Annotated in this window: 27 protein-coding genes and 2 pseudogenes; 4 read left to right on the forward strand and 25 right to left on the reverse strand. The window is 30.0% G+C overall.

From position 1 onward, the window contains the following. Nucleotides 1-345: 345 nt before the first annotated feature. The 7 genes from I6U48_RS02795 to I6U48_RS02825 all read right to left on the reverse strand — a co-directional run bounded on the left by I6U48_RS02795 (nucleotide 346) and on the right by I6U48_RS02825 (nucleotide 7696). Nucleotides 346-897 carry an ABC transporter ATP-binding protein gene (locus I6U48_RS02795; protein ID WP_218318881.1) on the reverse strand — a complete coding sequence of 184 codons (552 nt, stop codon included), beginning with the start codon at nucleotides 895-897 and terminating at the stop codon, nucleotides 346-348. A gap of 686 nt (nucleotides 898-1583) precedes the next feature. Further along, complete coding sequence (gene nikA / locus I6U48_RS02800; RefSeq protein ID WP_218318882.1) at nucleotides 1584-3203, reverse strand: nickel ABC transporter substrate-binding protein; 1620 nt, start codon at nucleotides 3201-3203, stop codon at nucleotides 1584-1586. An 18-nt stretch (nucleotides 3204-3221) separates the two neighbouring features. Further along, complete coding sequence (locus tag I6U48_RS02805) at nucleotides 3222-4163, reverse strand: oligopeptide/dipeptide ABC transporter ATP-binding protein (protein WP_218318883.1); 942 nt, start codon at nucleotides 4161-4163, stop codon at nucleotides 3222-3224. Between the two features lie 19 nt (nucleotides 4164-4182). Continuing rightward, nucleotides 4183-4968: an ABC transporter ATP-binding protein gene (locus tag I6U48_RS02810; RefSeq protein ID WP_218318884.1), complete on the reverse strand. Its 786-nt coding sequence runs from the start codon at nucleotides 4966-4968 to the stop codon at nucleotides 4183-4185. A gap of 30 nt (nucleotides 4969-4998) precedes the next feature. Beyond that, nucleotides 4999-5865, reverse strand: a complete 867-nt coding sequence (locus I6U48_RS02815; protein ID WP_218318885.1) for an ABC transporter permease — start codon at nucleotides 5863-5865, stop codon at nucleotides 4999-5001. A 16-nt stretch (nucleotides 5866-5881) separates the two neighbouring features. Next, nucleotides 5882-6814, reverse strand: a complete 933-nt coding sequence (gene nikB, locus I6U48_RS02820) for a nickel ABC transporter permease (protein WP_218318886.1) — start codon at nucleotides 6812-6814, stop codon at nucleotides 5882-5884. A gap of 132 nt (nucleotides 6815-6946) precedes the next feature. Continuing rightward, nucleotides 6947-7696 carry a class I SAM-dependent methyltransferase gene (locus tag I6U48_RS02825; RefSeq protein WP_218318887.1) on the reverse strand — a complete coding sequence of 250 codons (750 nt, stop codon included), beginning with the start codon at nucleotides 7694-7696 and terminating at the stop codon, nucleotides 6947-6949. A 412-nt stretch (nucleotides 7697-8108) separates the two neighbouring features. Between I6U48_RS02825 and I6U48_RS02830 the strand changes: the two genes are divergently transcribed. Then, nucleotides 8109-9887: an adenine deaminase gene (locus tag I6U48_RS02830; RefSeq protein WP_246615177.1), complete on the forward strand. Its 1779-nt coding sequence runs from the start codon at nucleotides 8109-8111 to the stop codon at nucleotides 9885-9887. Between the two features lie 516 nt (nucleotides 9888-10403). Here the strand turns inward: I6U48_RS02830 and I6U48_RS02835 are convergent. The 4 genes from I6U48_RS02835 to uppS form a co-directional block, all read right to left on the reverse strand. Further along, complete coding sequence (locus tag I6U48_RS02835) at nucleotides 10404-10550, reverse strand: aspartyl-phosphate phosphatase Spo0E family protein (protein ID WP_218318888.1); 147 nt, start codon at nucleotides 10548-10550, stop codon at nucleotides 10404-10406. 282 nt (nucleotides 10551-10832) lie between these two features. Continuing rightward, nucleotides 10833-11708, reverse strand: a complete 876-nt coding sequence (locus I6U48_RS02840; protein ID WP_218318889.1) for an AraC family transcriptional regulator — start codon at nucleotides 11706-11708, stop codon at nucleotides 10833-10835. A 438-nt stretch (nucleotides 11709-12146) separates the two neighbouring features. Then, entirely contained in the window at nucleotides 12147-12698 is a 552-nt protein-coding gene (locus tag I6U48_RS02845; RefSeq protein ID WP_218318890.1) for a CD3072 family TudS-related putative desulfidase, read from the reverse strand. Nucleotides 12699-12794: 96 nt separating this feature from the next. Continuing rightward, nucleotides 12795-13511, reverse strand: a complete 717-nt coding sequence (gene uppS, locus I6U48_RS02850; protein ID WP_218318891.1) for a polyprenyl diphosphate synthase — start codon at nucleotides 13509-13511, stop codon at nucleotides 12795-12797. Nucleotides 13512-13827: 316 nt separating this feature from the next. Here uppS and I6U48_RS02855 point away from each other — a divergent pair, with 316 nt between their 5' ends. Then, nucleotides 13828-14592 (forward strand): protease inhibitor I42 family protein, encoded by a 765-nt coding sequence (locus I6U48_RS02855; protein ID WP_218318892.1) that lies wholly within the window; start codon nucleotides 13828-13830, stop codon nucleotides 14590-14592. Nucleotides 14593-14814: 222 nt separating this feature from the next. On the opposite strand, the gene I6U48_RS02860 is transcribed toward I6U48_RS02855, so the two are convergent. The 3 genes and pseudogenes from I6U48_RS02860 to I6U48_RS30615 all read right to left on the reverse strand — a co-directional run. Further along, nucleotides 14815-15336 carry a GNAT family N-acetyltransferase gene (locus I6U48_RS02860; protein ID WP_218318893.1) on the reverse strand — a complete coding sequence of 174 codons (522 nt, stop codon included), beginning with the start codon at nucleotides 15334-15336 and terminating at the stop codon, nucleotides 14815-14817. Between the two features lie 110 nt (nucleotides 15337-15446). Then, a complete protein-coding gene (locus tag I6U48_RS02865) occupies nucleotides 15447-15905 on the reverse strand; it encodes an AraC family transcriptional regulator (RefSeq protein WP_218318894.1) in 459 nt (152 codons plus the stop codon). An 85-nt stretch (nucleotides 15906-15990) separates the two neighbouring features. Continuing rightward, nucleotides 15991-16086: pseudogene (locus tag I6U48_RS30615) on the reverse strand (GyrI-like domain-containing protein); the annotation flags it as partial. A gap of 105 nt (nucleotides 16087-16191) precedes the next feature. Here I6U48_RS30615 and I6U48_RS30435 point away from each other — a divergent pair. Then, nucleotides 16192-16461: a helix-turn-helix domain-containing protein gene (locus tag I6U48_RS30435; RefSeq protein WP_218318895.1), complete on the forward strand. Its 270-nt coding sequence runs from the start codon at nucleotides 16192-16194 to the stop codon at nucleotides 16459-16461. Between the two features lie 251 nt (nucleotides 16462-16712). Here I6U48_RS30435 and I6U48_RS02880 read toward each other — a convergent pair whose 3' ends face one another. The 9 genes from I6U48_RS02880 to I6U48_RS02920 form a co-directional block, all read right to left on the reverse strand. Then, complete coding sequence (locus I6U48_RS02880; RefSeq protein WP_218318896.1) at nucleotides 16713-17264, reverse strand: CD3072 family TudS-related putative desulfidase; 552 nt, start codon at nucleotides 17262-17264, stop codon at nucleotides 16713-16715. A 355-nt stretch (nucleotides 17265-17619) separates the two neighbouring features. Further along, nucleotides 17620-18084, reverse strand: a complete 465-nt coding sequence (locus I6U48_RS02885; protein ID WP_218318897.1) for a hypothetical protein — start codon at nucleotides 18082-18084, stop codon at nucleotides 17620-17622. A 237-nt stretch (nucleotides 18085-18321) separates the two neighbouring features. Further along, entirely contained in the window at nucleotides 18322-18942 is a 621-nt protein-coding gene (locus I6U48_RS02890) for an O-methyltransferase (RefSeq protein ID WP_218318898.1), read from the reverse strand. Between the two features lie 410 nt (nucleotides 18943-19352). Continuing rightward, the gene (locus I6U48_RS02895; protein ID WP_218318899.1) at nucleotides 19353-20174 is read right to left on the reverse strand and encodes a methyl-accepting chemotaxis protein; all 822 of its coding nucleotides are present in this window, start codon (nucleotides 20172-20174) and stop codon (nucleotides 19353-19355) included. 440 nt (nucleotides 20175-20614) lie between these two features. Beyond that, on the reverse strand, nucleotides 20615-21991 hold the full coding sequence (locus I6U48_RS02900) for an MATE family efflux transporter (RefSeq protein WP_218318900.1): 1377 nt from the start codon (nucleotides 21989-21991) through the stop codon (nucleotides 20615-20617). Nucleotides 21992-22156: 165 nt separating this feature from the next. Then, nucleotides 22157-22633 carry a MarR family winged helix-turn-helix transcriptional regulator gene (locus tag I6U48_RS02905; protein ID WP_218318901.1) on the reverse strand — a complete coding sequence of 159 codons (477 nt, stop codon included), beginning with the start codon at nucleotides 22631-22633 and terminating at the stop codon, nucleotides 22157-22159. 414 nt (nucleotides 22634-23047) lie between these two features. Further along, nucleotides 23048-23710, reverse strand: a complete 663-nt coding sequence (locus I6U48_RS02910; protein WP_218318902.1) for an HAD family hydrolase — start codon at nucleotides 23708-23710, stop codon at nucleotides 23048-23050. A gap of 242 nt (nucleotides 23711-23952) precedes the next feature. Beyond that, nucleotides 23953-24609 carry a (Fe-S)-binding protein gene (locus I6U48_RS02915; protein WP_218318903.1) on the reverse strand — a complete coding sequence of 219 codons (657 nt, stop codon included), beginning with the start codon at nucleotides 24607-24609 and terminating at the stop codon, nucleotides 23953-23955. Nucleotides 24610-25027: 418 nt separating this feature from the next. After that, nucleotides 25028-25387 carry a cupin domain-containing protein gene (locus I6U48_RS02920; protein WP_218318904.1) on the reverse strand — a complete coding sequence of 120 codons (360 nt, stop codon included), beginning with the start codon at nucleotides 25385-25387 and terminating at the stop codon, nucleotides 25028-25030. A 142-nt stretch (nucleotides 25388-25529) separates the two neighbouring features. Between I6U48_RS02920 and I6U48_RS02925 the strand changes: the two genes are divergently transcribed. Continuing rightward, nucleotides 25530-25742, forward strand: a complete 213-nt coding sequence (locus I6U48_RS02925; RefSeq protein ID WP_218318905.1) for a winged helix-turn-helix transcriptional regulator — start codon at nucleotides 25530-25532, stop codon at nucleotides 25740-25742. 31 nt (nucleotides 25743-25773) lie between these two features. Here the strand turns inward: I6U48_RS02925 and I6U48_RS29520 are convergent. Both I6U48_RS29520 and I6U48_RS02930 read right to left on the reverse strand, forming a co-directional pair. Next, nucleotides 25774-25905: pseudogene (locus I6U48_RS29520) on the reverse strand (AraC family transcriptional regulator); the annotation flags it as partial. Between the two features lie 25 nt (nucleotides 25906-25930). Then, nucleotides 25931-26332, reverse strand: a complete 402-nt coding sequence (locus I6U48_RS02930; protein WP_218318906.1) for a polyketide cyclase — start codon at nucleotides 26330-26332, stop codon at nucleotides 25931-25933. Nucleotides 26333-26516 lie beyond the last annotated feature (184 nt).

Here is a 26516-nt window from a genome sequence, read left to right on the forward strand (position 1 = left end):
ATAAAAACTTTTTTATCATTCTTAGCGAAGTATTTCGGAAAATCTTAGAAGCTTTTATATGTTTGAGGTACGAGTTTATAAAAGTTTCTTAGATTTTCAAAATACTGAGCTTTAGAATGATTAAAAGTTTTTATCGTGCCGAAGCTTGGTAACATCTACCGGAGCATAAGTTTACTTTCGACCGTTGTTATCTATATTTAAAAGCAACTTCAAATATTATACAAAGCAATTATTGTGCCAAGCATCTAACACTGTAAATTACTAGATACTGATTAATTTAATATCAAAATGGTACATAAATTCATCTTAAATTGAGAAAAATTTAACAATTTTATCAAAATGAAACTAACTAACAATAACATATATTAATTTTAAAACCTTAATTTGATTTTCCAAATCAAGATAGGTCGCAGGTTCATTCAGAACTATTATTTTTCTTTCTTGAGCAATGGCTCTCGCAATCATTACTAATTTTCTTTCTCCTCCACCTATTCTTGTATATTTTTTATCCTTAATGTATTCTATACCAACTCTTTGTATAGCATCCATGGCTTTTTCTCTATCACTCTTCTCAGGCATGTACTCTATATAAGGAGTCCGGCCTGACAGTACCATATCAAATACCTTAAAATCAGAAGATGTATTATGAAATTGAGGTACTATGGCAACTCTTCTAGCTAACTCTTCAGGCTTCATTTTCAATATATCTTTATTATCTATAGTAACACTGCCCTTTACAGTCTTGATAAATCCGTTTAATGTAGATATAAGTGCAGTTTTTCCACTACCATTAGGATCTAAAAGTGTTATTATCTCTCCTTGCTCAATTTCTAAGTTTACATTTTCAAGTATTATATCTTTTCCATATGCTACTGTAATGTCTCTAAATCTAATCAATTTCATCCTCCTACTCCAGTTTCTCTAAGTAATAATATAAGAAAGGCTCAGATAAATATATAAACATTTAAATAATTTTCCACTAGTTATTCTCTTATATAATCTTGCATTTAAAAGTACTCAAGTGCAGGAGGGCTGCTCTTAAGTACTTTTAATTTAGGGTTTAGGTCTAAATTTTTAAATTTATTTCAAACTATATTCATTCATTTATTTATTTATGAAGCAATTTTTATGCCAATACTGTAACTATTGATATTCATATTCTCAATTATAAATTTTGTCATTTTGAAAATTTAACTTGTATCATATTGATAAATCACTTCAAATTAGTCTCATTTTGAATTTAAACATCCAGATATGTAGGAAGAAAACTGCTTTAATAGTCGAAAAAATAGGGTCTGTTGCACTTATAAAGAACTACATCAGAAAATATACTTATACGCAGAGAGATGTTCCTAAAGCTGAAGGCACATATAAAAACTTTTTAATCAATCTTAGCGAAGTATTTTAGAAAATCTTAGGACTTCTGATATGTTTGAGGTACGAGTTTATCATAGGTTCTTAGATTTTCAAAATACTGAGCTTTAGATTGATAAAAGGTTTTTATAGTTCCGAAGCTCGGGAATATCTCTCGGAGAATAAGTATATTTTCGGCCGTGTTTCATAAGTGCGACAGTCCTATAAATTTATTTATTTGCTACATCTAACTTTTCCCATTTAACAGGAGCATAAGAGTTTACTCCAGTTTCAAAATCTTTGACTTTTGAACTTACAACAAATGTAGTTTCTGGATAGTATAAAGGAACACATACTGCTTCATCATTAATAAACTTAAATACCTTATCATAATTTTCTTGCCTTGTTTTTTCATCCATGCTTTCCAATGCAACGTTAATATTTTTATCAAGTTCCTCATTGTACCATACTCTTCCTTTGTTATTTGTTGTTCCTGTTTTCAAGAAATCTTGTTTGAGATCACTATGTGGTACCCATGAATCTGATGAAGTACGCTGCATTAAAAGATCAAATTTTCTAGTATTCATAGAAATATCATTCAACGTATTTAAATCAACGGTATTCAAATTTACTTTTATACCAATAGCCAATAATTCAGATTGGATAAACTCTGACATAGATTTCCACTCTGGAAAAATGTCTGTACTTAATACCATATTAAATTCTAAGGGTTTGCCATCTTTTTCAAGAATGCCATCACCATTAATATCCTTATATCCAGCCTGTGCTAATAACTCTTTTGCTTTATTTTTATCATAATTGTATCCTTGACTATTTTCCTTAGTAACATATGGTACTCCATTCTGGAATAATCCCACTGCTGGCTTACCAATTCCATTTAATAATTTTTTAACCATACTTTCTTTATCAATGGCATAGTTCATCGCAAGACGTACACTTTTATCTTGAAGGTTAACATTGTCATAATTTAAAGTAATAAAGTGAGACATCATAGTTTTAGAATTATATACAGTAAAATTTTTATCATTCTTTAATGTTGCAATACTATCTAGTGGTACTTTACCAAGCAATTCTCCACCAATTATATCTACTTCCCCGCTTTGAAGTGCCATTACTCTAGCCTGTCCATCCGGTATTACTTTAAACACAATTTTGTCTACTTTTGGTTTTTCGCCCCAATAATATGGATTAGGAACTAGCGAAAATTCTTTATCCTTTGTATAACTTTCCAACATCCATGGCCCTGTACCAACAGGCTTTGTAAATTTACCCATTGCATTGCCTTCAACTTTTTGAATTGAATTTGGACTCAAAAATCTTACTGGTCTAGGGTATGATAATTCTGTTAGGATCGGATAGGCTTTATCTTTAAAAACTATTTGGACTGTATATTTGTCTACAGCTTTCATACTTTCTACATTTACAGATGTTAAAGAAGCATTACGTTTATTATTAACCCATCTTTTCAAATTAAAGACTACAGCATCTGCATCAAAATCTGTGCCATCTGAGAATTTAACTCCCTGCCTCAATTTAAATGTGTACGTTTTACCATCTTCACCTATCTTCCATTCCGTTGCTAATTGAGGTTGTATACCATTTGAGCCACCATCTTCCACAAGCCCCTCATATATCATCTTATAAATTGGGTGTGGCCCATTATAGGTTGCTGCGTCTAATTTATCCATTTGACCATCAGCAGCTATAGCAACAACTATTTGCTTCTTTTCTTGTTTTTTTGCATCTTCTTTACTATTACCACATGCCGATATAGATATCATTAAAATCCACAGCATTGATAATATAATACATAACTTTATTTTTCTCATTTTTGTCCCCCTGTATATTTATTTTTTATATAAATGGCATGCAACAAAGTGGTTGTCCTCAGTATTTTCTAGTTTAGGTTTATTATTTTTACATTTTTCATTACTGTACAAACACCTGTTTTGAAATATACACCCATTTTCCGGAATGATTTGTTCTTCATTTTCTCTAAATAATATTTTTTTCTTTTGTCTGTTTCTTGGGTTTATATCTAAAGATGCAGCTAATAATGCTTTTGTGTAGGGATGTTTAATATTCTCTTCAATACTTGGAAGTATCTCCATAATATTTCCCATATACATTACTACAACTCTATCACATATTTTCTTTACTGCTGATAAATCATGAGATATAAATAAATAAGTTAATCCAAATTCCTCTTTTAAATCTATTAGTAATTTCAGTATCTGATTCCTTATTTCATAATCCACACTGGATACAACCTCATCACAAACTACAAATTCTGGTTTAAGCACAAGAGCTCGTGCTATTCCTACTCTTTGCCTTTGCCCTCCACTTAACTGATTTCCATACCTTTCTAAATAACTACTGTCTAAACCTACTTTACTAAGTATATCTATTATTCTCTGCTCCTTATCCGCTTCACTATCTTTACTATAATTATTTATTGGTTCCATAATAATTTGCTTAACAGTATAATATGGATTAAATAAATTAGAACTATTTTGGAATATCATTTGCATATTATTTCTAATAGTACGCATTTTATTAAAGTCATACTTAGAAATATTTTCATCACCATAAAAAACCTGTCCACCTGTACTTTTTTCTAGTTGCAATAGCATTTTACCAAGGGTACTTTTTCCACAACCTGACTCACCTACAAGTCCTAAAATTTCTCCTTTTCTTATAGCTAAATCAACATCTTTTACTGCATACACTTTTTTCTTTGTTTTTTCGTTATAACATTTACTCAAAGCAACAGCTTCAATTAAATTCATTTTTTAATCCCTCTCCTATTTACACAGATTCTATAAGTTCTTTTGTATACTTATGCTGAGGTTTTTCAAATATATCATATACATTGCCACTTTCAACAATTTTTCCTCTGTTTACGACATATACATCATCAGCTGTCTGTGCCACAACTCCTAAGTCATGGGTAATAAGTATAATTGCCATGCCAAGTTCTTTTAATTTAAATAATTCCTCTAGTATTCCTGCTTGTATAGTTAAATCAAGTGCTGTGGTTGGTTCATCTGCTATAAGCACACTAGGATTAGTTAGCATAGCCATAGCAATCATCACCCTTTGACACATTCCTCCACTTAACTCAAAAGGGTAGCTATTAAGTATTTTATCTGTATTTTTTAATCCAACTTTTTTAAGCATATCCTCGCATCTTATTATTGCATCTTTCTTTTTTACTTTCTCATGGATTAATATCGCTTCCATTAATTGATTTTTTACTTTTATTACCGGATTTAAAGCACCTGTGGGATCTTGAAATATCATCGCTATTTCCTTTCCATGAACTTTTACACGCTCTCTTTTGGTGAGCTTGCTTATATCTCTACCATTCAATATTATATCTCCAGCTTCTATTTTCCCTGGTTCATCAATTAAATTAAAAACAGATAGTGCCATTACTGATTTACCACTTCCACTCTGTCCCACAACCGCAGTAATTTTACCCTTAAAAGCCTTAAGGCTTAATCCGTCAACAGCCTTAATAACAGTATTATTTTTACTATTATAGAAATATGTTTTTAAATTTCTTATATCCAAAACTGGTTCATTATCCATTTGCTCACCTCTTATATAACATATACCCCTTTAATTTGAATTTGGTCGCAACGCTTCATTTAATCCTTCTCCAAACATATTTAATCCAAATACAACGATCATAATTGTTAAGCCTGGCCATACCATTAGTCTTGGTGCACTGGAAATAAATTGTCTGCTGTCGTTAAGCATAATTCCCCAATCTGCTGCTGGTGGTTGTGTACCAAGTCCAATAAAAGAAAATCCAGCTATGTGAGTAATGATACTAGCTACCTTTAGAGTTGAAAGCACAATAATTGGAGACACTGCATTGAGCAGTATATGTTTCACAATTATATTGAGCCTTGATGTTCCTGCTGCCTTTGCAGCCATTACAAAATCCATCTCTTTTAATTTAAATACTGTTCCTCTAACGATTCTAGCAAAAGGTGCCCACCATAAAAGAACTAGGACAAGCATAATATTTAAAATACTAGTTCCCCAAATTCCAACTACTGCTAAAGCTACAATGCTAGATGGAAAAGTTAAAACAATATCTGCTAAACGCATAATAAAATTATCTATCCATCCACCAACATAGCCTGATAATATTCCAAGTGGAACACCAATAGCTAATATTCCTGCCAAAACAACTAATGCACTACTAAAAGAAGTTCTAGTCCCATATATTAATCTTGAAAGCATGCATCTTCCTAACTGATCTGTACCAAGGGGAAATTCCAGACTTGGTTTAAGTAAACGTCTTTGTAAATCCACAGCTACTGGATTGTGTGGAGCTATATATGGAGCAAATATTCCTACTAAAGCAAAAAATATTACAATTGCACCACCTAGAAATGCTAGTTTATCCCTTTTAAAATAATATAAAACATTCTTAAAGTATCTTGTATCTGCAACTTTAATACCTATTTCACTCATTTAAATCTCCTTCCAATTACTTAAGCTCAATTTTCGGATCAATATATATGTAACATATATCTATTATTAAATTTAAAACAATAAAGGATATAGCCACCACTAATATGTACCCTTGAATTACAGGAAAATCCTTTGCCTTTATACTTTCAACTGCATATTTTCCAACACCATTCCAAGAAAATATGGCTTCACAGGCAAAGTTGCCTGCAACCAATGTTCCAAAATGACTTCCAATAAGTGTCATACATGGAAGCATTGCATTTTTTAACCCATGCTTAATCAATACTGCATTATCACTTAAGCCTTTAGCTTTAGCTGCTTTCATGTAATCGCAATTCATTATTTCAATAAGATTTGTTCGGAGTAATCTAGTATATATAGCTGCATAACTAAGGCTTAAAGTAAATGCAGGTAAAAAAATATTTTGAATTTTATTACCTGCTACCACAGGAAATATTTTAAAATTTATTGCAAAAGCATACAACATAATCAGTCCTAACCAAAAATCAGGAACTGTAGCTCCAGCAGTAGAAATAATTCTACAAAAATGATCAATCCATTTATTCTTATACTTAGCAGATATAATAGCTATTGGAATAGCTATTAATATAGATAAAGCTGTAGCACAAAGAGCTAAATTTAATGTAGCTGGAAATCTAGACATTATCTCATCCCAAACAGGTTGTTTACTTCTAAAGGATACTCCAAAATTAAGACTACAAACCCTACCAAGCCAATTAATATATTGTATATATAATGGCTTATCGAGTCCTAATTCTTTATTTACTGCTGCAACAGTTTCAGAATTTACTTGTCCTCCTTCATTCATAATTGTAATCTCTGCTGCACTACCTGTTGATAAATTACTTAAAGTAAAAGCTATGATAGAAACTACTATAAGCATGGGAATGATTTGTACTACACGTTTTAGAATGTATTTAGTTTTCATTAAGTTATCACCCCTACAAACACTCAAATAACAGATCTCATATAATTGTAATTTGCAATATTTTAAACCTTATCTTCACTTAAGTTTCATATTACAAATTAAAATAAAATATCTTAAACATTGAATATTTTTTTATTTCTCTACAGATATCATAAACATTGGCCTTGATCTATATTTTAATTTTTCATGCTCATCATATACTCGTTCACTAATATCTAATTCACAATATAATTTAGTAAAACCAATATTAATTAGAGCGTTAAAGTCCCATTGAGGCCGTAAACGACTATTCATAGGCATAGCTCGTCTAAACTCTTCCCCATTATCTGGATGTTTATCATAATTAGAATCTTCCCCATATTTTTTTATATAATCACGTTGGTCTTCTTCAAATCTTAATCTGTATTCTTCATCAAAAAGACGTAGATTCCAATTTGCATCGAATATAAGTATTTTTCCATCAGGACGAAGTACACGTTTCCATTCAATATATGCAGACTCTGCATCTCTTAAGGTCCACGTCACATTACGACTGATAACAAAATCAAAACTTTCATCTTGAAAATCTAGACTATGACTATCCATAACATAGAAATTTGGTTTTGCTCCTGACTCCTTTGCATTTCTTTTAGCTTGTACAATCATTTCCTCGGTGCAATCTACTGCAGTAACCCTGTGGCCTTCAAGTGATAATATAGTTGCAAAAAAACCTGGACCTGTACCAACATCTAGTATATTGAGGTTCTCTTTTTTAGGTGCATTTTCCAATATTAGTTCTATCCATGCATTCCTTTTAAAACTGTTAATCTCCTTTTGTATATTATTGCTATAGTTTTCTGCAGCCTTACTCCAATTCTCTTTTACCATATTTTGCAAATTCATTATATATCCCCTTTCTTAGTACAATAAAAAATATAATATATGTTCTTTATATCTTATTAGATAAATTGCATATATCATAAATCGAACTTATTTTACATTTACTACTATTAATCTACAGCAATTTTCATACCAATATTGTAAATATAATAAAACTATCGATTTATTTTACATTTATATCAAAATGATACATTTTTCAGTTTCAAAATGATAACATTATCATTTTGAAACTAGTCACTTGAAAATAAACTTGTTACTTCTTCATTTCCTTCTACTTAGATGAATTCCAACAATATCATAGCAATCATAACTATCTAAAAGAGGATATCCTCTTTTATTGTAGAATATGTAATAATATAGCAAATCGAAAAATTTTAATAATTACTATATATTTTAGGAGGTGACTACGGCATTTTTGTGCCAGTTTTATATGAATAAAAATTTAATAAATGTTACAAAAGGCATTGAAAAGGCTGAACTTGCAATTACTAATGGAAAGATTGTCAATGTATATTCAAAAGAAATTTATAATGGTGGAGTAGCTGTCTATGGTGATAAAATTGCAGCTATAGGAGATATTGATTATACAATAGGACCTAATACTAAAGTTATTGATGCAAAGGGTAAATATCTACTTCCAGGATTTATTGACGGTCATATACACCCTGAAAGCACTAACTTAAGCATAAGACAGTTTGCAGAAATCGTGTTGACTCACGGCACAACAGTTATTATGGCCGATATGCATGAAGTAGGAGTTGTAGGAGGAATATCTGCAATAGATTCAGTTTTAAAAGAAGCTGAGAATACACCCTTGAAAACTTATTTCGTCGTACCATCTCATGTACCATTTTCTCCTAATCTTGAAACAAGCGGGGGCCATATTGACAGTAAAATTGTTAAAGAAGCTTTAAAACGTCCAGATGCTGTAGGACTTTCTGAAATTGTATCTGCTTATGTTTTATCCGGATCCACAGACTTGATGAGTTCAATAGATTTAACTATAAAGGCAAAAAAATCATTACAAGGGCATATGCCTGAAACTCTAGGACCTGAACTTCAGACCTGTATTGCTTCTGGAATCATGACAGATCATGAATCTTTAAGTACTCAAGATGCTTTAGAAAGGATAAGACTAGGCTGTCATCTTATGATGCGCGAAGGATCGGTAGCACATAATCTCGTTGATTGTTTAAAAGTAATAACTGAACATAATATTGATTCAACAATGTGTAGTATAGTAACTGATGATTTGCATACAACAGATGCAGTTGAAAAAGGTCATCTTGATGAAAGCATTAGGATTGCATTATCAAATGGAATAGATTTTATAACTGCAGTACAAATGGTTACCTTAAATGCTGCACGAGCATTTAATCTTGATAGAGAGATAGGTTCGTTGACCCCTGGAAGAAGGGCAGATATCAACATAACAACTGGTCCTGAAAAATTTAGCATAGAATCTGTTATAGCTGGTGGTAAATTAGTCGTGGAAAATACTAAGCTTGTAGAAAGAATATCCGCTGTTCAGCATGATCCGTCTTTACTAAATACTATTAAACTGAAGAGAAAAGTTACTGCGGAGGACTTTATAATAACTGTAGACAATAAAGCGAAATTTGCAAATGTGAAAGCTATGCGAACGCTGGAGTACATTCCAATTACTATTGGACAAGATGTTAAACTACCTGTTAGTGACGGAATAATTCAAAGTGATACTAATCAAGATGTAATATATATATCTCAAGTAGAGAGATACGGGAAAAATGGTAATATAGGAAAAGCTTTTATGGCAGGCTTTAATCTTAAAACTGGAGCAATTGCATCTACTATTGGACATGACAATCATAATATAATAGTATTAGGTACAAATCATGGAGATATGGCATTAGCCGTTAATCGTCTTGCGGAAATAGGTGGTGGACAAATTGTTGTAAATGACAACAATATTGTTTATGAAATACCTCTACCAATACTTGGGCTACTTAGTGATAAAGATGCATGGTCTCTTAGCGAAGATAAGAAAACAATTAATGCTTTAACTCACAGCTTCGGATGTACAATAGGATATCCCTTTATGTTTCTTTCTTTTATAAGTCTTGCTGCTATACCTCAATATGCAGTTACTGATCACGGTTTTATTGATGTTGCACAGCAAAAAGTTATTGATCCTATTATTGGGATTGAATATTAGTTAGATTTTATAAGACATGTCATTACCTTATTAAGAGTATTGACATGCCTTTGTTTTCTATTCATATGATTAAAGTCAGCATATAAATAGATATAATACTATTATGCTATAATAAAATTCCAATTTAAAATAAGGGGTACTTTTAGTTTGTACAATTATATTATAATTATTACATAAGTTATACAAAATCTCTAAACATGGTGTTTAAATTATTAAAATATGGTTATAATTCTAAATGTAATTTTTGAATTCCCCCATAAAGTTTGAGGCTAGTAGTATAAATACTAGTCTCTTTTATTTCCTAAAATAAAAAAATGCCCTGGGTTAAAACCTAGGGCAAAAAATATTGTGTTATCTTCTATGTTAAATATGATGATGCCTACATTGTCTATTCTACATTTATTTTAAAAGCCCTCCAAAAACCTACTAGTTTTTCCCTAATATAAAATCATTAATTAATAGTATAGAAGCCTCCATCTTTGAAGGAGATACATATAATATTGCTTAAAGCCAACTTTATGCTGACTCAGCACTTAAATAGTATTTATGTATAAGGTTGTCCAATTCTTGACTAAGCTTTATTACACCATCAGAATATAAACAACTACTTTCTTCTACCAATTTATTTAGCTCTCCTCTTAATGTCTCAATTTCTTTTTCCACAACCTCATCCCCATGTTACATATTTATCCAACATTAGAAATTATATTACAATCGCTTTAACATTTCAATACGTTAAATCGATATTTTCTAGTAGTTAATGAAATAATTTTCTGGTGATATTCATACAAGTAACAGATAAAGTTAAAGCCTACATCCTAAAAAGATATAGGCTTATATTTTATAACAAAATTTCAATATAGAATAAAATTGAACCTTCTATTATGTTAGAATTTTTATATTGAATAATACAATGTTTAGGTGAATTATTCGTTTTTTAAGTTGTTATTGCTTTTTTATAATCGGTATCCATATTTCGCTTTTAAAAGTTGGTGAAGTTACATCTTTATTCTCGTTCCATAAGATTTCTGGTCCTTTTGTTTGTTCATAGTTTGAAGATGGAAACCATTCAGAATAGATGCGTCCCCAAACATTTTGCAGAGTATCCGGAAACGGACCTACCGCTTCAAATACAGCCCATGTGGAGGGAAAAACTTCAAGTTGTGATAGGTTATTTGGACACTCCTTTGTTGTTGCTACACCTATATAATGGTCAAGTTCTCCTTTTTCCTCCATTCGTCCTTCTGAAAAATTTACAGACGCACTTACTAATCCCATTGGCTCTATATTAGATAATTTTTTGAGTTTATTAATAGTTTCAGCTGTTAGACTTTTCCACATTGCAGCAATTTCTGGATTTACTCCATTAAAAATTATAGGTACCCTTTTCTTAATGCCAATTATACAAAATGCTTCTTTTTCTTCAATTCTATAATTCATTTCATTTCCTCCTTGAATTGATAATTGAAAAGTCATTCGTGGATAAGCTTTTAATGATTTACCATTGAACCTAGCCTCTGATGGTGTTATCCCATGCAGACTTTGAAATGCTCTTGTAAAAGAGTCTGGCGACTTGTATCCATATTTAATAGCCAAATCAATTACCTTTATATTACTATTATTGAGTTCAAAAGCTGCAACAGTAAGGCGTCTGCGACGAATGTACTCGGAGAGTGAAACACCTGCAAGGAAAGAAAACATTCTTTGAAAATGATATTCCGAACAAAATGCCAACCTTGCTACTTCTTTAAAATCAATTTCACCATTGAGATTTTTTTCAATATAATTTAATGCATCATTCATTCTTTTTAGCGAATCCATTTTATGACCTCCTCTCTCATCAATAGAATATCAGAAATTATATTTGTCTATCCGACTATTTCTGCACAATTATGTAGGATCTATTCATTACCATACATGCAACAAATAAAAAATTATTTAACGTGCATTTGTCTAATCTTGCTTAATGATCTAGTTAATTCTACTTTTAAAACAGATGAGTTTATATATATTCATAGATATTGCAACATAATTAAAGCCTGCATCTAAAAAGATACAGGCTAACATGCTGTAATAAAATTTCTATGTGGAATAGAGGATACTACTAGCTTGTGCAGTTATGCCATAATTATTACACAAGTTATAAAAAAACTTTAAATATAGTGTTTAAGTTTTTTAAAATATGGTTATAATTCTAAGGTAAGTTTTTAAATCTCCCAATAAAGTTTGAGGCTAGTAGTATATAACTACTGGTCTTTTTTATTTCAAATCCATTAATCTTTTTACATCTATTAATGCTTTCTCTGTTTCAGATGTCTTTATCCCTATCCTGTCAATGATTATACCTTTTTCTTCTAATGCTTTTCTAAGTATTTCAATAAATACACCTTCTCCAGCAACTTCTTTATCATTCTTTGAAGTTGTATTAACACCACAACTTGGTGATCGATCAATTCCTATAATGCCCATTATTTTGAAGCCGTTTTTAATATATTCTTCTATTTGAAATATAACTTCATTTACAAAATTATTAATTATTTCAGTTGAAGTAGTTTTTTTTAACTCTTTTCTAATTCTTGTATTCTCTACTACAACTTCTCTTTCTCCACCATGAATATCGCCACGATCCAGTCCTAAACATAATATCTCAGGACATGGCATCTGTATTATCCCAACTTTAGATTCAACAAGCAACTTTAAAATACTTTCATTGGTTCCAGGATAATCCGCTGTACCATCTGAAATTGAATTTTGATTTAAAATACAATGAGATATTAATACGATTTTTTTACTTCTAGCATCAGTAAACATAAAATTTCTCCCCATTCCTAACTATTAAAATTTAAATAAAACAGTGCTTTAATAAATCGTTCATCTTTTCAGTTGTTACATTAAAAAAGAAAATTATTAATCCGTTTCATTATAGTGTTTAATTGCATTTTGTAAATGGTCATATCTAAAATCTGGCCAAAAGTCGTTTGTAAACCATAATTTTGCTTTTGCAGACTGCCATAATAAAAAATTACTTATCCTCATCTCGCCACTTGTTCTAATGATTAAGTCAACATCAGGCAATCCTGAGGTAAACATATAATTGCTAATTACCTCTTCATTTACATTGTCAATATTCAGATTTCCAACATCTATATCATGCATTAAGTTTTTTGCAGCGTTTGTTATCTCTGAGCGACTTCCATAATTTAATGCAATATTCAATATCATACCTGAATTATTTTTTGTTAAGTTTTCTGTATTTTTGATTTCATCTATTAACTCAGGTGAAAGATTATCTGTAATGCCAATATGTTTCACTCTAATGTTTTCACCAACTTCATTTCGTAATTTTATAAAGAATTCCACAAAAAGCTTCATTAAAAAATTTACCTCTTCATCAGAACGACTCCAATTCTCAGTAGAAAAAACATAGAAAGTAAGTACTTCAACTCCTAATTCGGAACAATCCCTGGTAATACCTTCAATTGGATTTGTACCAGCTCTATGACCAAAAGTTCGAGGAAGACCTTTCTTTTTAGCCCACCTACCATTTCCATCACAAACTATAGCAATATGCTTTGGTATCTTAATTCTGCTATCGTTTAATAAATTATTTATTAAACTATTCATTTTTACTGACCTCTTTTCTTTAATGGTTGTCATTTATTAATTTTTCCTATAGAAACAAAACACTTCTTAGCCACTTACTCTGTACAAAATAAAAATTATTTTCACAATAATTTACTACTTTGACTTTAATAGTAGTAATTATATCATAATTCACATGAGAAAAGATGATTATTTTTCCAATAAATGCGAAGGATTCCTACTTCTATATATAATAAGTTTGTCTTTTTTCAAAAATTAGTTTAGAATATAATGTGATTGGGTATGATTTGCAAAATATGCAACAATTTAAAGATGTTTTATTAGGAGGTAATCCACTGTGAGGAAATTGAATAAATTAATTCTTACCACATTATCATATACAGCTTGCTTACTATTTGTACTTTGTTCCAAGACTTTGGCTTCTGAGGCAACCTCTTCTGATGCATTATCTATTATACAAGACGACCCAATTTTAAATTGGACTAAGTTACCTACAAAAGAAGATGTCTCTGTTAATAAGGCTTGGTCTATTGAATTTACAAAACCAATTAGTAAGGAATCATTAAGCAACTATTCAATTTATGTAAAGGATGATAAATATAACATTGTTGATACCAATTTTCAACAAAGCGAAGATGGTCAAACTATAAATATATTCCCTACTTCTAACTATTTTCCTGGTCATTCCTATTCCTTATATGTTACTAATCGAGTTAAATCAACTTCAAACCAATCTTTATATAATCCAGCTTATATGAATTTTACTATTAATGTAGATGCTATAAAAGTTGATAATACTTATAACAACCAAAATATTAAATTAAAAAAAGGTGACATTTTAGAGTTAACCTTACCTGAAAATTATGACGGCGGTTACTCATGGCAATTTAAGCCATCCTTAGATAACGGTATGTTTAAAATTATAGATGACATTTTTATAGCTCCTGATGTTCCACCTAACGTTATTGGCGGTGTTGGTAAAAGACGATGGTTAATCCAAGCTATAGGCACTGGTAGTACATCAATAAATTTAGAAGAATCTAGACCCTGGGATTCTAAGTCCACTTTGAGTAATTTTAATCTTACAGTTACTGTTAAATAAACTTTTCACTGGGTACATGCATTTACCTGTACTATAACATATATCCCGGAGTATAAATTTACTTTCTGGTGTGGTTATCTATAAGTGCGATAGACCCTTAATAAACCATTCATTTTTTCGGCAATTAGATCAAGTATGGAAAAGAAGCCCAATCTTAAATGTCATTTATAGATTAATATATAATCCTTCCAATACGTCTTAACCGTATTGGAAGGATTATATTCAGTCAAGTATTCTTTCAAAATATATGCTGTCACACCATTGTCCATTCTTATATATATATTTACTAAAACGCCCTACAAACTGAAAACCATTCTTTATTAATACTATTTGAGATCCTATATTATTAGGTGATGTCCCAGCTTCTATCCTATGAATCTTATGTTTATTGACTGCTTCATCTAAAACAAGTTTTACAGCCTTTGTTGCATATCCTTTTCCTTGATGTTCCTCGCCCATTCTATAACCTAGTTCAGCCTTATTAAAACTTCCTCTTACTATGGATAATAAATTTATTCTGCCAAGAATCATTCCATTATGATTCTTTATCAAATACATATTTACTAATCCTTTCTTTTGTTCCTCAATTGACTCCTTTATTATTGCATTTAAACTATTTAATTCATAATAGTTATCTCCTCTTGGGAAACCTATTTTCTCAAAAAAAGCCCTATTTTTAAGTTCGAATGTAAAAATCTCCTGTAAATCTGACTCTTCAAGTAAATTGATTGTAATATCTGACATAAAAGCCTCCTTGACATCGTAATAATTTAATATTCTATCACTTTTACGCCCTGCTTTCAAATTACGTTTATTCATATTTTGACTTTACTAATGATAATTATATTTTCATTCTATAGAGTTGATATATATAAATAGCAATGAGGATTTCCATCTTTCGTATATTCACCAGGAACAGTACTTTCATAATCCTCGGTAAAGGCTCTTTTTATATCACCTGATTTTTGCTCAAGCCATACTTTTTCCCATGCCTTTCTTGTACATGCACCCATTTCTCCCTTTTCATCTTTTTCATCATATTTTTTGTATAAACCCTTACTTACTAATGTTTCTATTTTTTCAAAGAAGTCAGTTGTTGCAGCCATTATAGTTAAATCATAATCTCCCTTTTCATCACTAGAATAATTACTGTATTTTGAAACTGGAGAAATGCCTTGTTGAAAATTATGCTCACTATCAAAAAGAATGGGTAATTTTCCACTCAAAACCTCACCCCAAATTTCGCTAATTATCTTTATTCCTTCTTGAGAATTATTTGTTCTTACAGTTATCTCTTTCAATTTATAAGCCATAGTTTTTTTCATCCCCTTAAATATTTAATAAATTTATTCTCCCTCATAGATTTACTATTTGTAACACTTAACTTTAAAATGAAACCTATTGTTTAGTTATCATATATCTTAATACTGTTTTTAGTTTATCTCTTTCTATTTTTCGAGCGTCTGATAGATATATTTCTCTATGAACTAAACTTGGTCTTTCTTTTGGCAAATAAAATTCTTTTTCAGCTTTTCTCCACTCATATCTCACAATTAACACCTCCATTATTAATTATAAGGCATTAAATATGACAACATATTGACATATTATAAATATCATATACATAATAAGAAAATTCGATATAATATTAAACTAATTATTGGATCAATAAAAAGCAAAAGTTCTGATATTAACACGATAGGTCATAGATGGACTTCTCCTCTTTTAGCTGAATACATTAATCAAACATATGGTGTATTATATTCTGATGAAACTATTAGACGTATATTAATAAGTGAAAATTATACATTTAAAAGAGCTCAAGCAAAGCCTAGTAAAGCTGATAAAGCAGAACAAGAAGGCTTTTAAAAAATAAGTCTGCTTTTAGATACTGTAGAGGATTCTTCTGATTCAGTTATCCATGCTATGGATGAAGCCTATGTGCAACTTGAATCCCAAAATCGCAGAAACTGGAGTCCAAAAGGGGTATCCCCTATACTTGAAAAGAAAATCTATATGCTGATGAACATAAGAATAACTTAGTTATAATGAATCTCCCTACTTATTCACCTAATCTTAATCCGCAAGAAAGCATAAAACAGATGAATCTATGCTATGTTTTAGATACTATCTAGCATTTCCTTAACGGATTTAACTGCTAACTCAAGATTATAAGCTTTTATGCCTATCATATTAATAGAAATATTATTTTTACATAATTCATCCTTTAATAGTTTGATAAACACTCCATTTTCATTAGTTTCTATGCCTTCTGCCCATGCTGTTTCTATACCACAGGTAGGAGAACCATTAATCCCTATAAGTCCAATTACTTCAAAGTTATGTTTTTGGTATTCTTTAATCTGATAAACAATATTATTAGCAATTTTTTTGCATAATGCTTGTGAGTTATCTTCAGACATACGTTCAAATACTCGAGAATCCTCTGACTCAACAGTAGGCTTTGTTGATTTATCTACTTCTCTATCGAGTCCTAAATAAAGCATTTCAGGACAAGGCATCTGTATTATACCGACTCCATTATTTATCAAAATCTCTGCTACCTCCTTAATAGCACCAGGATAATGCGCACATTGATCTATTTTAGCATTTTGATTTAATACACAATGTGCAACAAGAACAACTTTTTTGCCTCTCTTATCATTAAACATAATACTTCATTCCTTTCTTCATACGCTAGATTTCTCTGACCTTATAAAATAAGTCAACATAATTGAGGTTTAATTAATAAGAAAATTATACCACAATATCTTGTATTTTTATTAATTTTATAAAAAACGCTCTATATTTTTATTGATTTTTCAAAAAAAACGTATAAACTCCTAACACTACATTATTCGATTTTCAAAGATCATCGTTCGTAGTTCCATTTTCAGCAGTTATATCTCATAGTTTTCATGATGTTTAACTATCTTAAATTTACGATAATTAGATATTTTATTTGAAGTGAGACGTAAAAATGCCGTAAAATTCATATGAATAATACGGCATTAATATAAATTATCATTATTTTGATATTGGATTTATTAGTTGTCCATTTATTACACTTCCATTTGAATCAAGTATTCTAGTTTGAATTGGTTTTGTAAATGATAATATAGCATTTTCATATTCATTAGCAATTTCAGTGCATCTATCTAAAGTAAAAAGGCCACCACAAGGACCACCATCAGAGCATGATTCTATTGCAGCATCATTAACAAACTTTGAGTCTACGTATCCTGTTTTGTCATCATGATAACTTACAATTACATTTTTCTTTTGCACAAAATCATCAAGCAGAACCGATGGTAATCCTACCGCATTATTGGCAGCATCTTTTCTTAATGATTTGAAATCATACTGATAATAGTTCCCTTGTATATCTTTAGAAACTATGGCATCTGTTTTTGCAAATACTAATGTAGGCGAAATCACTAATAACGCAGATATCATACTGGATCTTAAAACTGATAAGTACTTTTTATTCATTTTTTTCCTCCCTAATTTATTCTTTGTGAAATATCACTCCATAATGTTAATTAATATAAAAATTATACCACATCTTCTATATATTGTAATCACTGTACAGAATCACAAGAACTTTTCAACACCACATAATTCTACTTTGAATAATGCGGTGTCTCTACAAATCGTTCGTTTTTTCAGTTGTTGCGTTAAATAAAAATATTATGTAATATCTTAATACTATTTTAAAATCATAATGGTTTAGTCAAAAAGCTTCATGCTAATAGCTAAACCATCGCCTATGGGAAGTATTGTATTATAAAGACGCTTATCTGAGAAAACTTTTTTAAGATATTCATGTACAGGCTCACTAAACTTTTCTGGTATACCCATAGGTTTAAAAAGAACGTCATCTGCAATTATCAATCCGTTTTTACGGGTTAAACTTATACACTTTTCCAGCATTGGAGAATATAAAGATTTATCCGAGTCCTGCAAGATTATATCGAATGATCCTTCAATAGTGTTAATTACTTCACTTGCGTCTCCTAATATTAGCTCCACAACTTCAGACAACTCTGCCAATTCAATATTTCTTTTTGTTATTTCATATAAATCTTCCCTATATTCAACTGATATGAGTCTTCCTCCAGTTTCCTTTAAGGCTTGTGCTATCCATACTGTAGAATACCCAAGGCATGTACCAAATTCCAATACTCTTTTGGCCCTATTTGACCTTATCAATAAACCTAAAAGTTTCCCAACTTCCATTCCTACATATGGCTGGATACCATTCATTACCTCATCTTGTTTTATAATTTCATTTATTTGGCTGTTGTCAATGGTAATAAAACTTTGAATATATTCTGTTATTTTATTCATAAAATCACCTCATAATTAATTTTTCATATAATTCCAATATACATTTAATTTAAACATTTTCAATATATGTTTATTAATATATAAACATAATATCATAATGTTTATTATCTTTCAAGCATTAAACTTATTTTTGCATTTTTGTATCTGTATTTAGATAACTTCTTATACTAAATATTATAAATCTGAATGTAAAAGTTACGTCGCTTTATTTTCATGATGTTTAACTATCTTAAATTTACGATAATTAAATATTCCCTTTGTTATGCGACGTAAAAAACACTCCAAAATTCAATCTGAATAATGCAGTGTTTTTATAAATCATTCGTTTTTTCAATTGTTTCGTTAAATAAGAAAATTCTGTCATAAACAAATGTGACTTATTCATTCAATAGTATGGTATATAAGAATGATTATTTCACTTTTGCAATTTCAGCTACAGTTTGAGCGCTAGCTGTAATTTCTTCTAATGTTGCAGTTATCTCTTGGGTAGCAGCGGATTGTCCTTCCGAAATTGATTGAGCCTCATTAATTATACTAAGAATCTCATTTATTTTTGTACTTATTTCTGATAATACATTTGACACTTTCTTTGAAGATTCACCACTTAATTGAGCCAACTTTCGCATTTCACTTGCAACTATTGAGAAACCCCTACCAGATTCACCAGCTCTAGCTGCTTCTATAGCTGCATTAAGGCCTAATAAATTGGATTGAGAAGATACATTTTGTATCATGCTAATAATTTCATTACTCTCTTTTACATTCTTTTCTGTCTGTTTTACAGTTTCTACTACTTGAAATATTGTATTAAGCAATTTTCCAGATCCAGCATTAATCTCCCCAATGGTTGCAGTGGTTTCTTCAAGTGATGAAAATAACGTATCAGTGGATTCCTCGATTCTAAGTTGATTTTCTAAACTTCTACCTATAGCAACAGTTCCTATAACAGTTCCATTCACATTTTTTATTGGATACACGATTGATTTAAACGCAATCCCTAAAAACTCTTTAGGCACTATATCATTGAATATTTTCTCTTCTTTAATGCATTTATTCAGCGGACTATCAGCTGATAATTTTTGACCAATCTTTGCTTTAAAGTCTAAAGCTTTAGAAGGTCTGTAATATAAAATTTTTTCCCTATCACTAACAGAAACTAATATATCCTCCTGCAGTATATCGTTAAGTAAAGGCATAACCTGTAAAAAGCCATCTAAATTATCTATCGCCATAATAAAGACCTCCCTAGTATAATTAAATTAGTAAGTAATTATACTATCGCTAAATAATTATAATTCTTTAGCTAATCTTATCAAAACATGAGTGTAAATCTTAATTTGCACTAATAAAGCTACAATTCAGCCCAATATACGGTACTGTGTTATTCATTTAAAAAGAACAACTGTTTATATTTTAAGATTCACTTTTTAATTCGTAATGTTCTACCATTGTTCAAGTGCCATAAGTTTACAGTTAATATACTTTATAAGAAACAAATATCTCTGTCGTAATCTTAAAATAAATACACATGGTTTTGTATTGGGACGCAAAAACACCGTAGAATTCAACTTTGAATAATGCAGTGTTTTTGTAAATTGTTCGTTTTTTCAGTTGTTTCGTTAAATAAGAATATTGTCTATCAATTTTGCCACTGGTTACATAAATACTGCCACTATCCTTGAATAGTTTTTTGATTTGACTCTTGACTAGCATAATTTATTTTTCTTTGTACTTTAACAGTGAATATTATAGTCAGTATTGTAGTCATCACATCAACTATAGGTTGTGTAAATATGATACCATTTAGTCCTAGAATGCCGGGTAAAATAAGAATTACTGGGATAAAAAAGATACCTTGTCGAGCAATACTTAATATTGTACCTTTGAATGCTTTTCCAAGAGCTAGGAATAATGTTGTGTATATATATTGAAAACCAAACAAAATAAAAGTAATGCTGTTTGCTCTTAAAGCGTCGCTACCTATTGCAATAACGGAGGCATCTTTACTAAAGAAACCAATAATTTGTCTTGAAAAAATCAGGAGTATAATTTCAGTTACTGCACAAAAAACGGTTGACCATTTCAGCGAAACCGAAATAGCTTCTCCCAATCTTTTATAATTTTTTGCACCAAAATTAAACCCTGCAACAGGTTGGAATCCTTTTGCATATCCAAATATAACATATGAACCGAGAGCTAAAACCCTTGTAACGACTCCCATTGCTGCAACAGCTGAGTCACCATAATGGCTTGATGCAGTATTTGTCAATCCCATTGAAGCACTTGATAATAGCTGAAAAAGTAAAGTCGGTATTCCAATCTTTAATATTTGAGCATATATTGTCTTGTCTATAGAGAAATGTTTAATCGAAATATGCAAGTTGCTTTTTCCACTGGATATATACCACACATAAAGAAGGGTGGTAACTCCCTGTGCAATCACAGTTGCAATTGCTGAACCTTTAATTCCCCACTGAAACGTATATATAAAAATAGGTTCAAGAACAACATTTAACCCAGCTCCCATAAGCATTGATGTCATACTGATTTTTGTGGCACCCTCTGATGCCGAAATATTATTCATTGTTACGTTAATAACATTTAATATTGAGCCTGGTATGTAGATAATAGCAAACTCTCTTGCATAAGGCAAAATTGTTTGAGTAGCACCTAAAAAAGTTAACACTTTATCAAGAAAACACATTGTTATTGCGATAGTTATCAATCCTACAATAATGCTGGTAAATAATGCTGTCGAGGCAGTACGGTCAGCTTGTTCATTGTTTTTTTCGCCTAAAAGCCTTGATATGTAAGATGCAGAGCCGCTTCCGAATGTTAACCCTAATCCAATAATCAACTGGGCAATTGGATATGCAATTGAGACAGCACCCATTTGACTTGTCCCCAATCCTCCAACAAACATAGCATCCACAACATTGTAAAGTGAGGTCACAAGCATTCCGATAATAACTGGTATGCCAAGCTGGAATAATACTTTTGTAATATTACCTTCACTCATCATTTTAATTTTATTTTCATTTTTGTTCATTTATATGAACCTCCTTATGTAATTTATATATATTAAAGTGTATAGCATCTATACACTTTAATTAAAAAAAAATTATCTTTTCAGTTTTCTCATTAACAACAAAATTCTCCTATTAAAATTTGTTGTTAATGAGTATACCTGCTATACGCTTTAATCAAAAAATACTTATTCTGTAAGCTTTTCTTCAAAATCCTCAATTTGCTCTTCAACTTTATTTAAAAAAATCTTTAGGAATGCAATTTCTTCATTTGAAGCATCTTTTAAAATATCATTAATTAATGTATCAAATTTTTTATGCAATTTCACATGATTTGCATCTGCAATTTCGCCTTTTGGAGTTAATTTTATAATAAGTTTTGATTGATTATGTAAATCAGTTTCTTTTTTTATGAAACCCTTTTTATTCAGTTTATTAACAATTTGTGATACAGCCCCTTTTGTTACACCTAATTTATTAGCCAATCCTGTAATATGAATACCCTCCTCTTCTTTAATTGCTCTTATCATATGTATTTCTGAATTGAATAAAGGTACATCAGTTCCATAATAACGAGTTTGTTTATCATTCTCGATAAATTTGTAAATTACCGTTAATAAAGAATAACTTATTTTATTTTTTCGTTCATTATTTAAATTCATCATATCAAAAGCATATAGCTACTATACTCTCTTGTCAAGTCCTACTTGTATAAAAATTTTTAAGTTGTTATTTACCATACATTTTAGTTGATGAACAATAATTTACGACTGTAACTTAATTTATATCAAAATTATACCATGTTTTCTATATAATTTCATAGTTATATAGAAAGTATAGATATTTTTAACACTACATTATTCCATTTTCAAAGAACATCGTTCGCATTTCTAATTTAAAAAAGTTATGTCACAATATTTTCAATATATACATATATCGTGGTTTTAGGATATACGTATATACTAGTTGAAACGCGACGCAAAAACACCATAGAATTCAACTTTGAATAATACAGTGCTTAGATAAATTGTTCGTTTTTTCAGTTGTTACGCTAAAAAAGAAGATTACGTTTTAATAAATTAATCTGTAGAAAATATAAAATTCTTAAATGCTTCCACTGTTGAAAAATAGTAATCTGAATTAATTCTCATATAATCTGCTATTTCAGGAATTATGTGGGACCATCCTGCTCCTGCAAATGTTACATTACAACTTCTTGCCATATCTAACCCTGGTTTTAAATCGTCCAAAACTAACATTTCATTAATACCTAAATTAAATCTTTTCATAATTTCAATAATTGGATAAGAATTTGGTTTTCTTTGGTGTTCTTCTAACTCCCATCCAAATATTAAATCTGGAATTACACCACAATGTAAACGATAGTCTCTTAAAATTTGTTCACTTTCAGAATGCGAGACAACACATATTATGCCACCTAACCTTTTATATTCATTTATTAATTCAGAAAAACCTGGATAAAAGTCAGGGGATTTCTCTTTTGTGTAACTCTTCCATATTTTATATTGATATTCTTGCTCAACTTTGCTAAATTTCAAGACATCTTTACATAATTCTGAAAAACCAGGACTAAAACAATTGTAAACAAATTCTTCAAGACTTAATTGTTCCATTTGTGGTCTTAATATTTTTAATGCTTCTATAAAAGAAGGGTAATGAATTTCTGGTGTACTTTTCACTACTGTATCATCATGGTCTAAAATTAGACATCTGTACTTCAATTTAATTTCCTCCCTAATTATTTGTAACTGTTTAAGTTGTTACTATAATATTACAAATATCTTATATATCAAAATAACGATTAATGAATCATAAATTACGACTGTGACTTAATTTATTTCTTTAGTTTATGACCTGTAAAAAATTCATATAGTTTGGACTACATAAAATAATTTATCATAGTTGTTGAATTTTTTTCAATAACAGCTTTCCATTCTTCTTCATTAGTCATAATAATTATACCTTAATGCTTATCAATATAGTCTTGTAACTGCTCATGCCACTGTATAGTATCATATATTTGTGGTTCAGTTTTTTCGTACATTAAGAGGTCTATCAAATGTCTAGGTGTCTTTCCTCCAATATACATTGATTTAATACAAGAAATACAATATACACAAACTTCATTGCAAGGCATTGACTCTGCTCGTTCTTTCATTTTTTCATGAACCTTTTCAATAGGAAGCTTAAGATAAAAATCATCTCCGCAGCATATTGATTTTGTTCCAGAAAATTTTGTTTCTACAACATCAATGTTCATCTTTTTAAGTAGGTTACGTACAGCTTTATGCACTTGTGGTTTCTCACGCACAGGACAGGCATCATGTATTGACAGCTTCAAGCCTTTATAGTTAGGATATTGAAATGAATCCAATCCATCAAGCACTTCCCATAGAGATATTGTTGATATACCATCGTATAAGCTTCTAAATCTCCTATCACAGCCAGCACATACATTTATAATTAATGAACCTGCTTCAAGTTGTGGATCATGGTGACAGCATATTTTATGTAATGTAACTTCACCATAGTTCTCATTTAAAAACTTTAAAATTTTATTTTCTATTTCTGGCTTATATATGCTTAAGGCACAGCCTGGATTAAAATATACTTTTTTCATAACATATTTCCTCCTATAAAGTTTTTTATTAATAAGTATTTTAAGGATTTTTTATCTATAATGTCTATGAACTCATTTCCTTTATAATATATATAGTAACATTTTTCAAAAACAATACAACTAATAGTAAAGAAATATGACAATTAGTAACTTATAGTTCCATAAATAGGCACAAATCATTACTATCTATAAAATAGCATCTTCTTTATTTTTAATTTATTTGTCAATTCGTTTTGATTTTCGTCAACTATTCACTACGTGATATTTCATAGTATCTAGTCATCATAACTTTATAATAATTAAACATTACCTTGGAATTACGAGGAAAAAACACCGCAAAAGTTCAATTCATGAATAATGCGGTGTTCAGGGTAATTATTCGTTTTTTAGCTGTTATGCTAATAAAGAATTATCTAGACTAAATTCTATCAAGTTCCTCAACTGTTCTCTCATTTCTAACATCTCCAGTATTTAATGTTGTTTTTGCTTCAATTAGCATTACATGAACTTCTTCTTTAGCAACAGGCATATGTTCAACCCCTTTTGGAATAATGATAAATTCTCCTTGATTTAAAATTATATCTTTATCCCTAAATTTAATAATCAACACTCCTTTTAAAACATAAAACATTTCATCTTCATTTTCATGAGTATGCCATATAAACTCGCCCTTGAATTTAGCAACTTTTACATAGGAGGCATTGACTTCACCTAAAATTTTTGGACTCCAATGCTCATTAAAAAGACTTAATTTTTCATAAACATTCACTTTATCCACTTTTTCATCTCCTCAAAACTCTTTGTAAGATATTATATAAATTTATTATGTATATATGTTATAAATTTAATTATAATTATATTAACAATACATACAAGTACGCACTTTTTTATCATTTACTTACCATTTGGAAAGAGGAATTATGAATAAAATTAAAATTGAAAAATTTAAAGATCAGGAGAAGAGACAAAAAGACTTTAAATGTTCAATAGGATTTTCTATGACAGTTATTGGCAGCAAATGGAGATCAATTGTATTATGGTACATATTAAAGGAACAACCTATAAGATATGGAGAGCTAAAAAACTTAATACCAAATATAAGCCACAAGGTGTTACAATACATTCGTTTTTAATTGTCCCCTTGAATGTGGATATTAAGGTATTCTACATAGTTGATATATATAAATAGCAATGGGGTTTTCCATCTTTCGTATACTCACCTGGAATGGTACTTTCATAATCCTCGGTAAAGGCCCTTTTTATATTACCTGATTTTTGCTCGATCCATAGTTTTTTTCATCCCCTTAAATATTTAATAAATTTATTCTCCCAGTTCTTTTTTTAAATCTGCTATATAAAGTGACTGTTGCTTTTTTAGATACAAACCAGCAAATAAATTCATTATAGGATTATTTAATGATACTTCTTCTATAAATTCAATCTTCGTGCCATTATTATTAACAGAACTAAAAACTCCAATCCAATGACCGTTCATATTTTTATTGATCATATCAAATTCATATCGCTCATAAGGCTTTTTCAAAGTAATCCTAAACTTAGTGGAAAAATTGTCTTTGGTATATTCAGTAAAAGAGTTTTCATCTGCAGAAACATCAATTTTACTTAAATCACTCCTCCACTCATATCTATTGTTATTTGTAACCACTTCCCACACTTTTTTAATATCTGCTTGAAATGTGGCTGTAATAGTTGATTTCTTCATAATATATATCCTTCCTTAAATAATTTACTATTTATCCTATAGTAAATTATTTAGTTTTCATGCTTAAGTCATTAAGTATAAAGTTTATGTAAAACATATTATTGTAATAAAATTCCCTAAATATTTTTTACAATTTTTACTTAATGTATAAAAACATTATTCGTCAAATGCTGATAACGCAATA

The organism is Clostridium thailandense (genome assembly GCF_019207025.1).
In the GTDB taxonomy this organism is placed as follows: domain Bacteria; phylum Bacillota; class Clostridia; order Clostridiales; family Clostridiaceae; genus Clostridium_AM; species Clostridium_AM thailandense.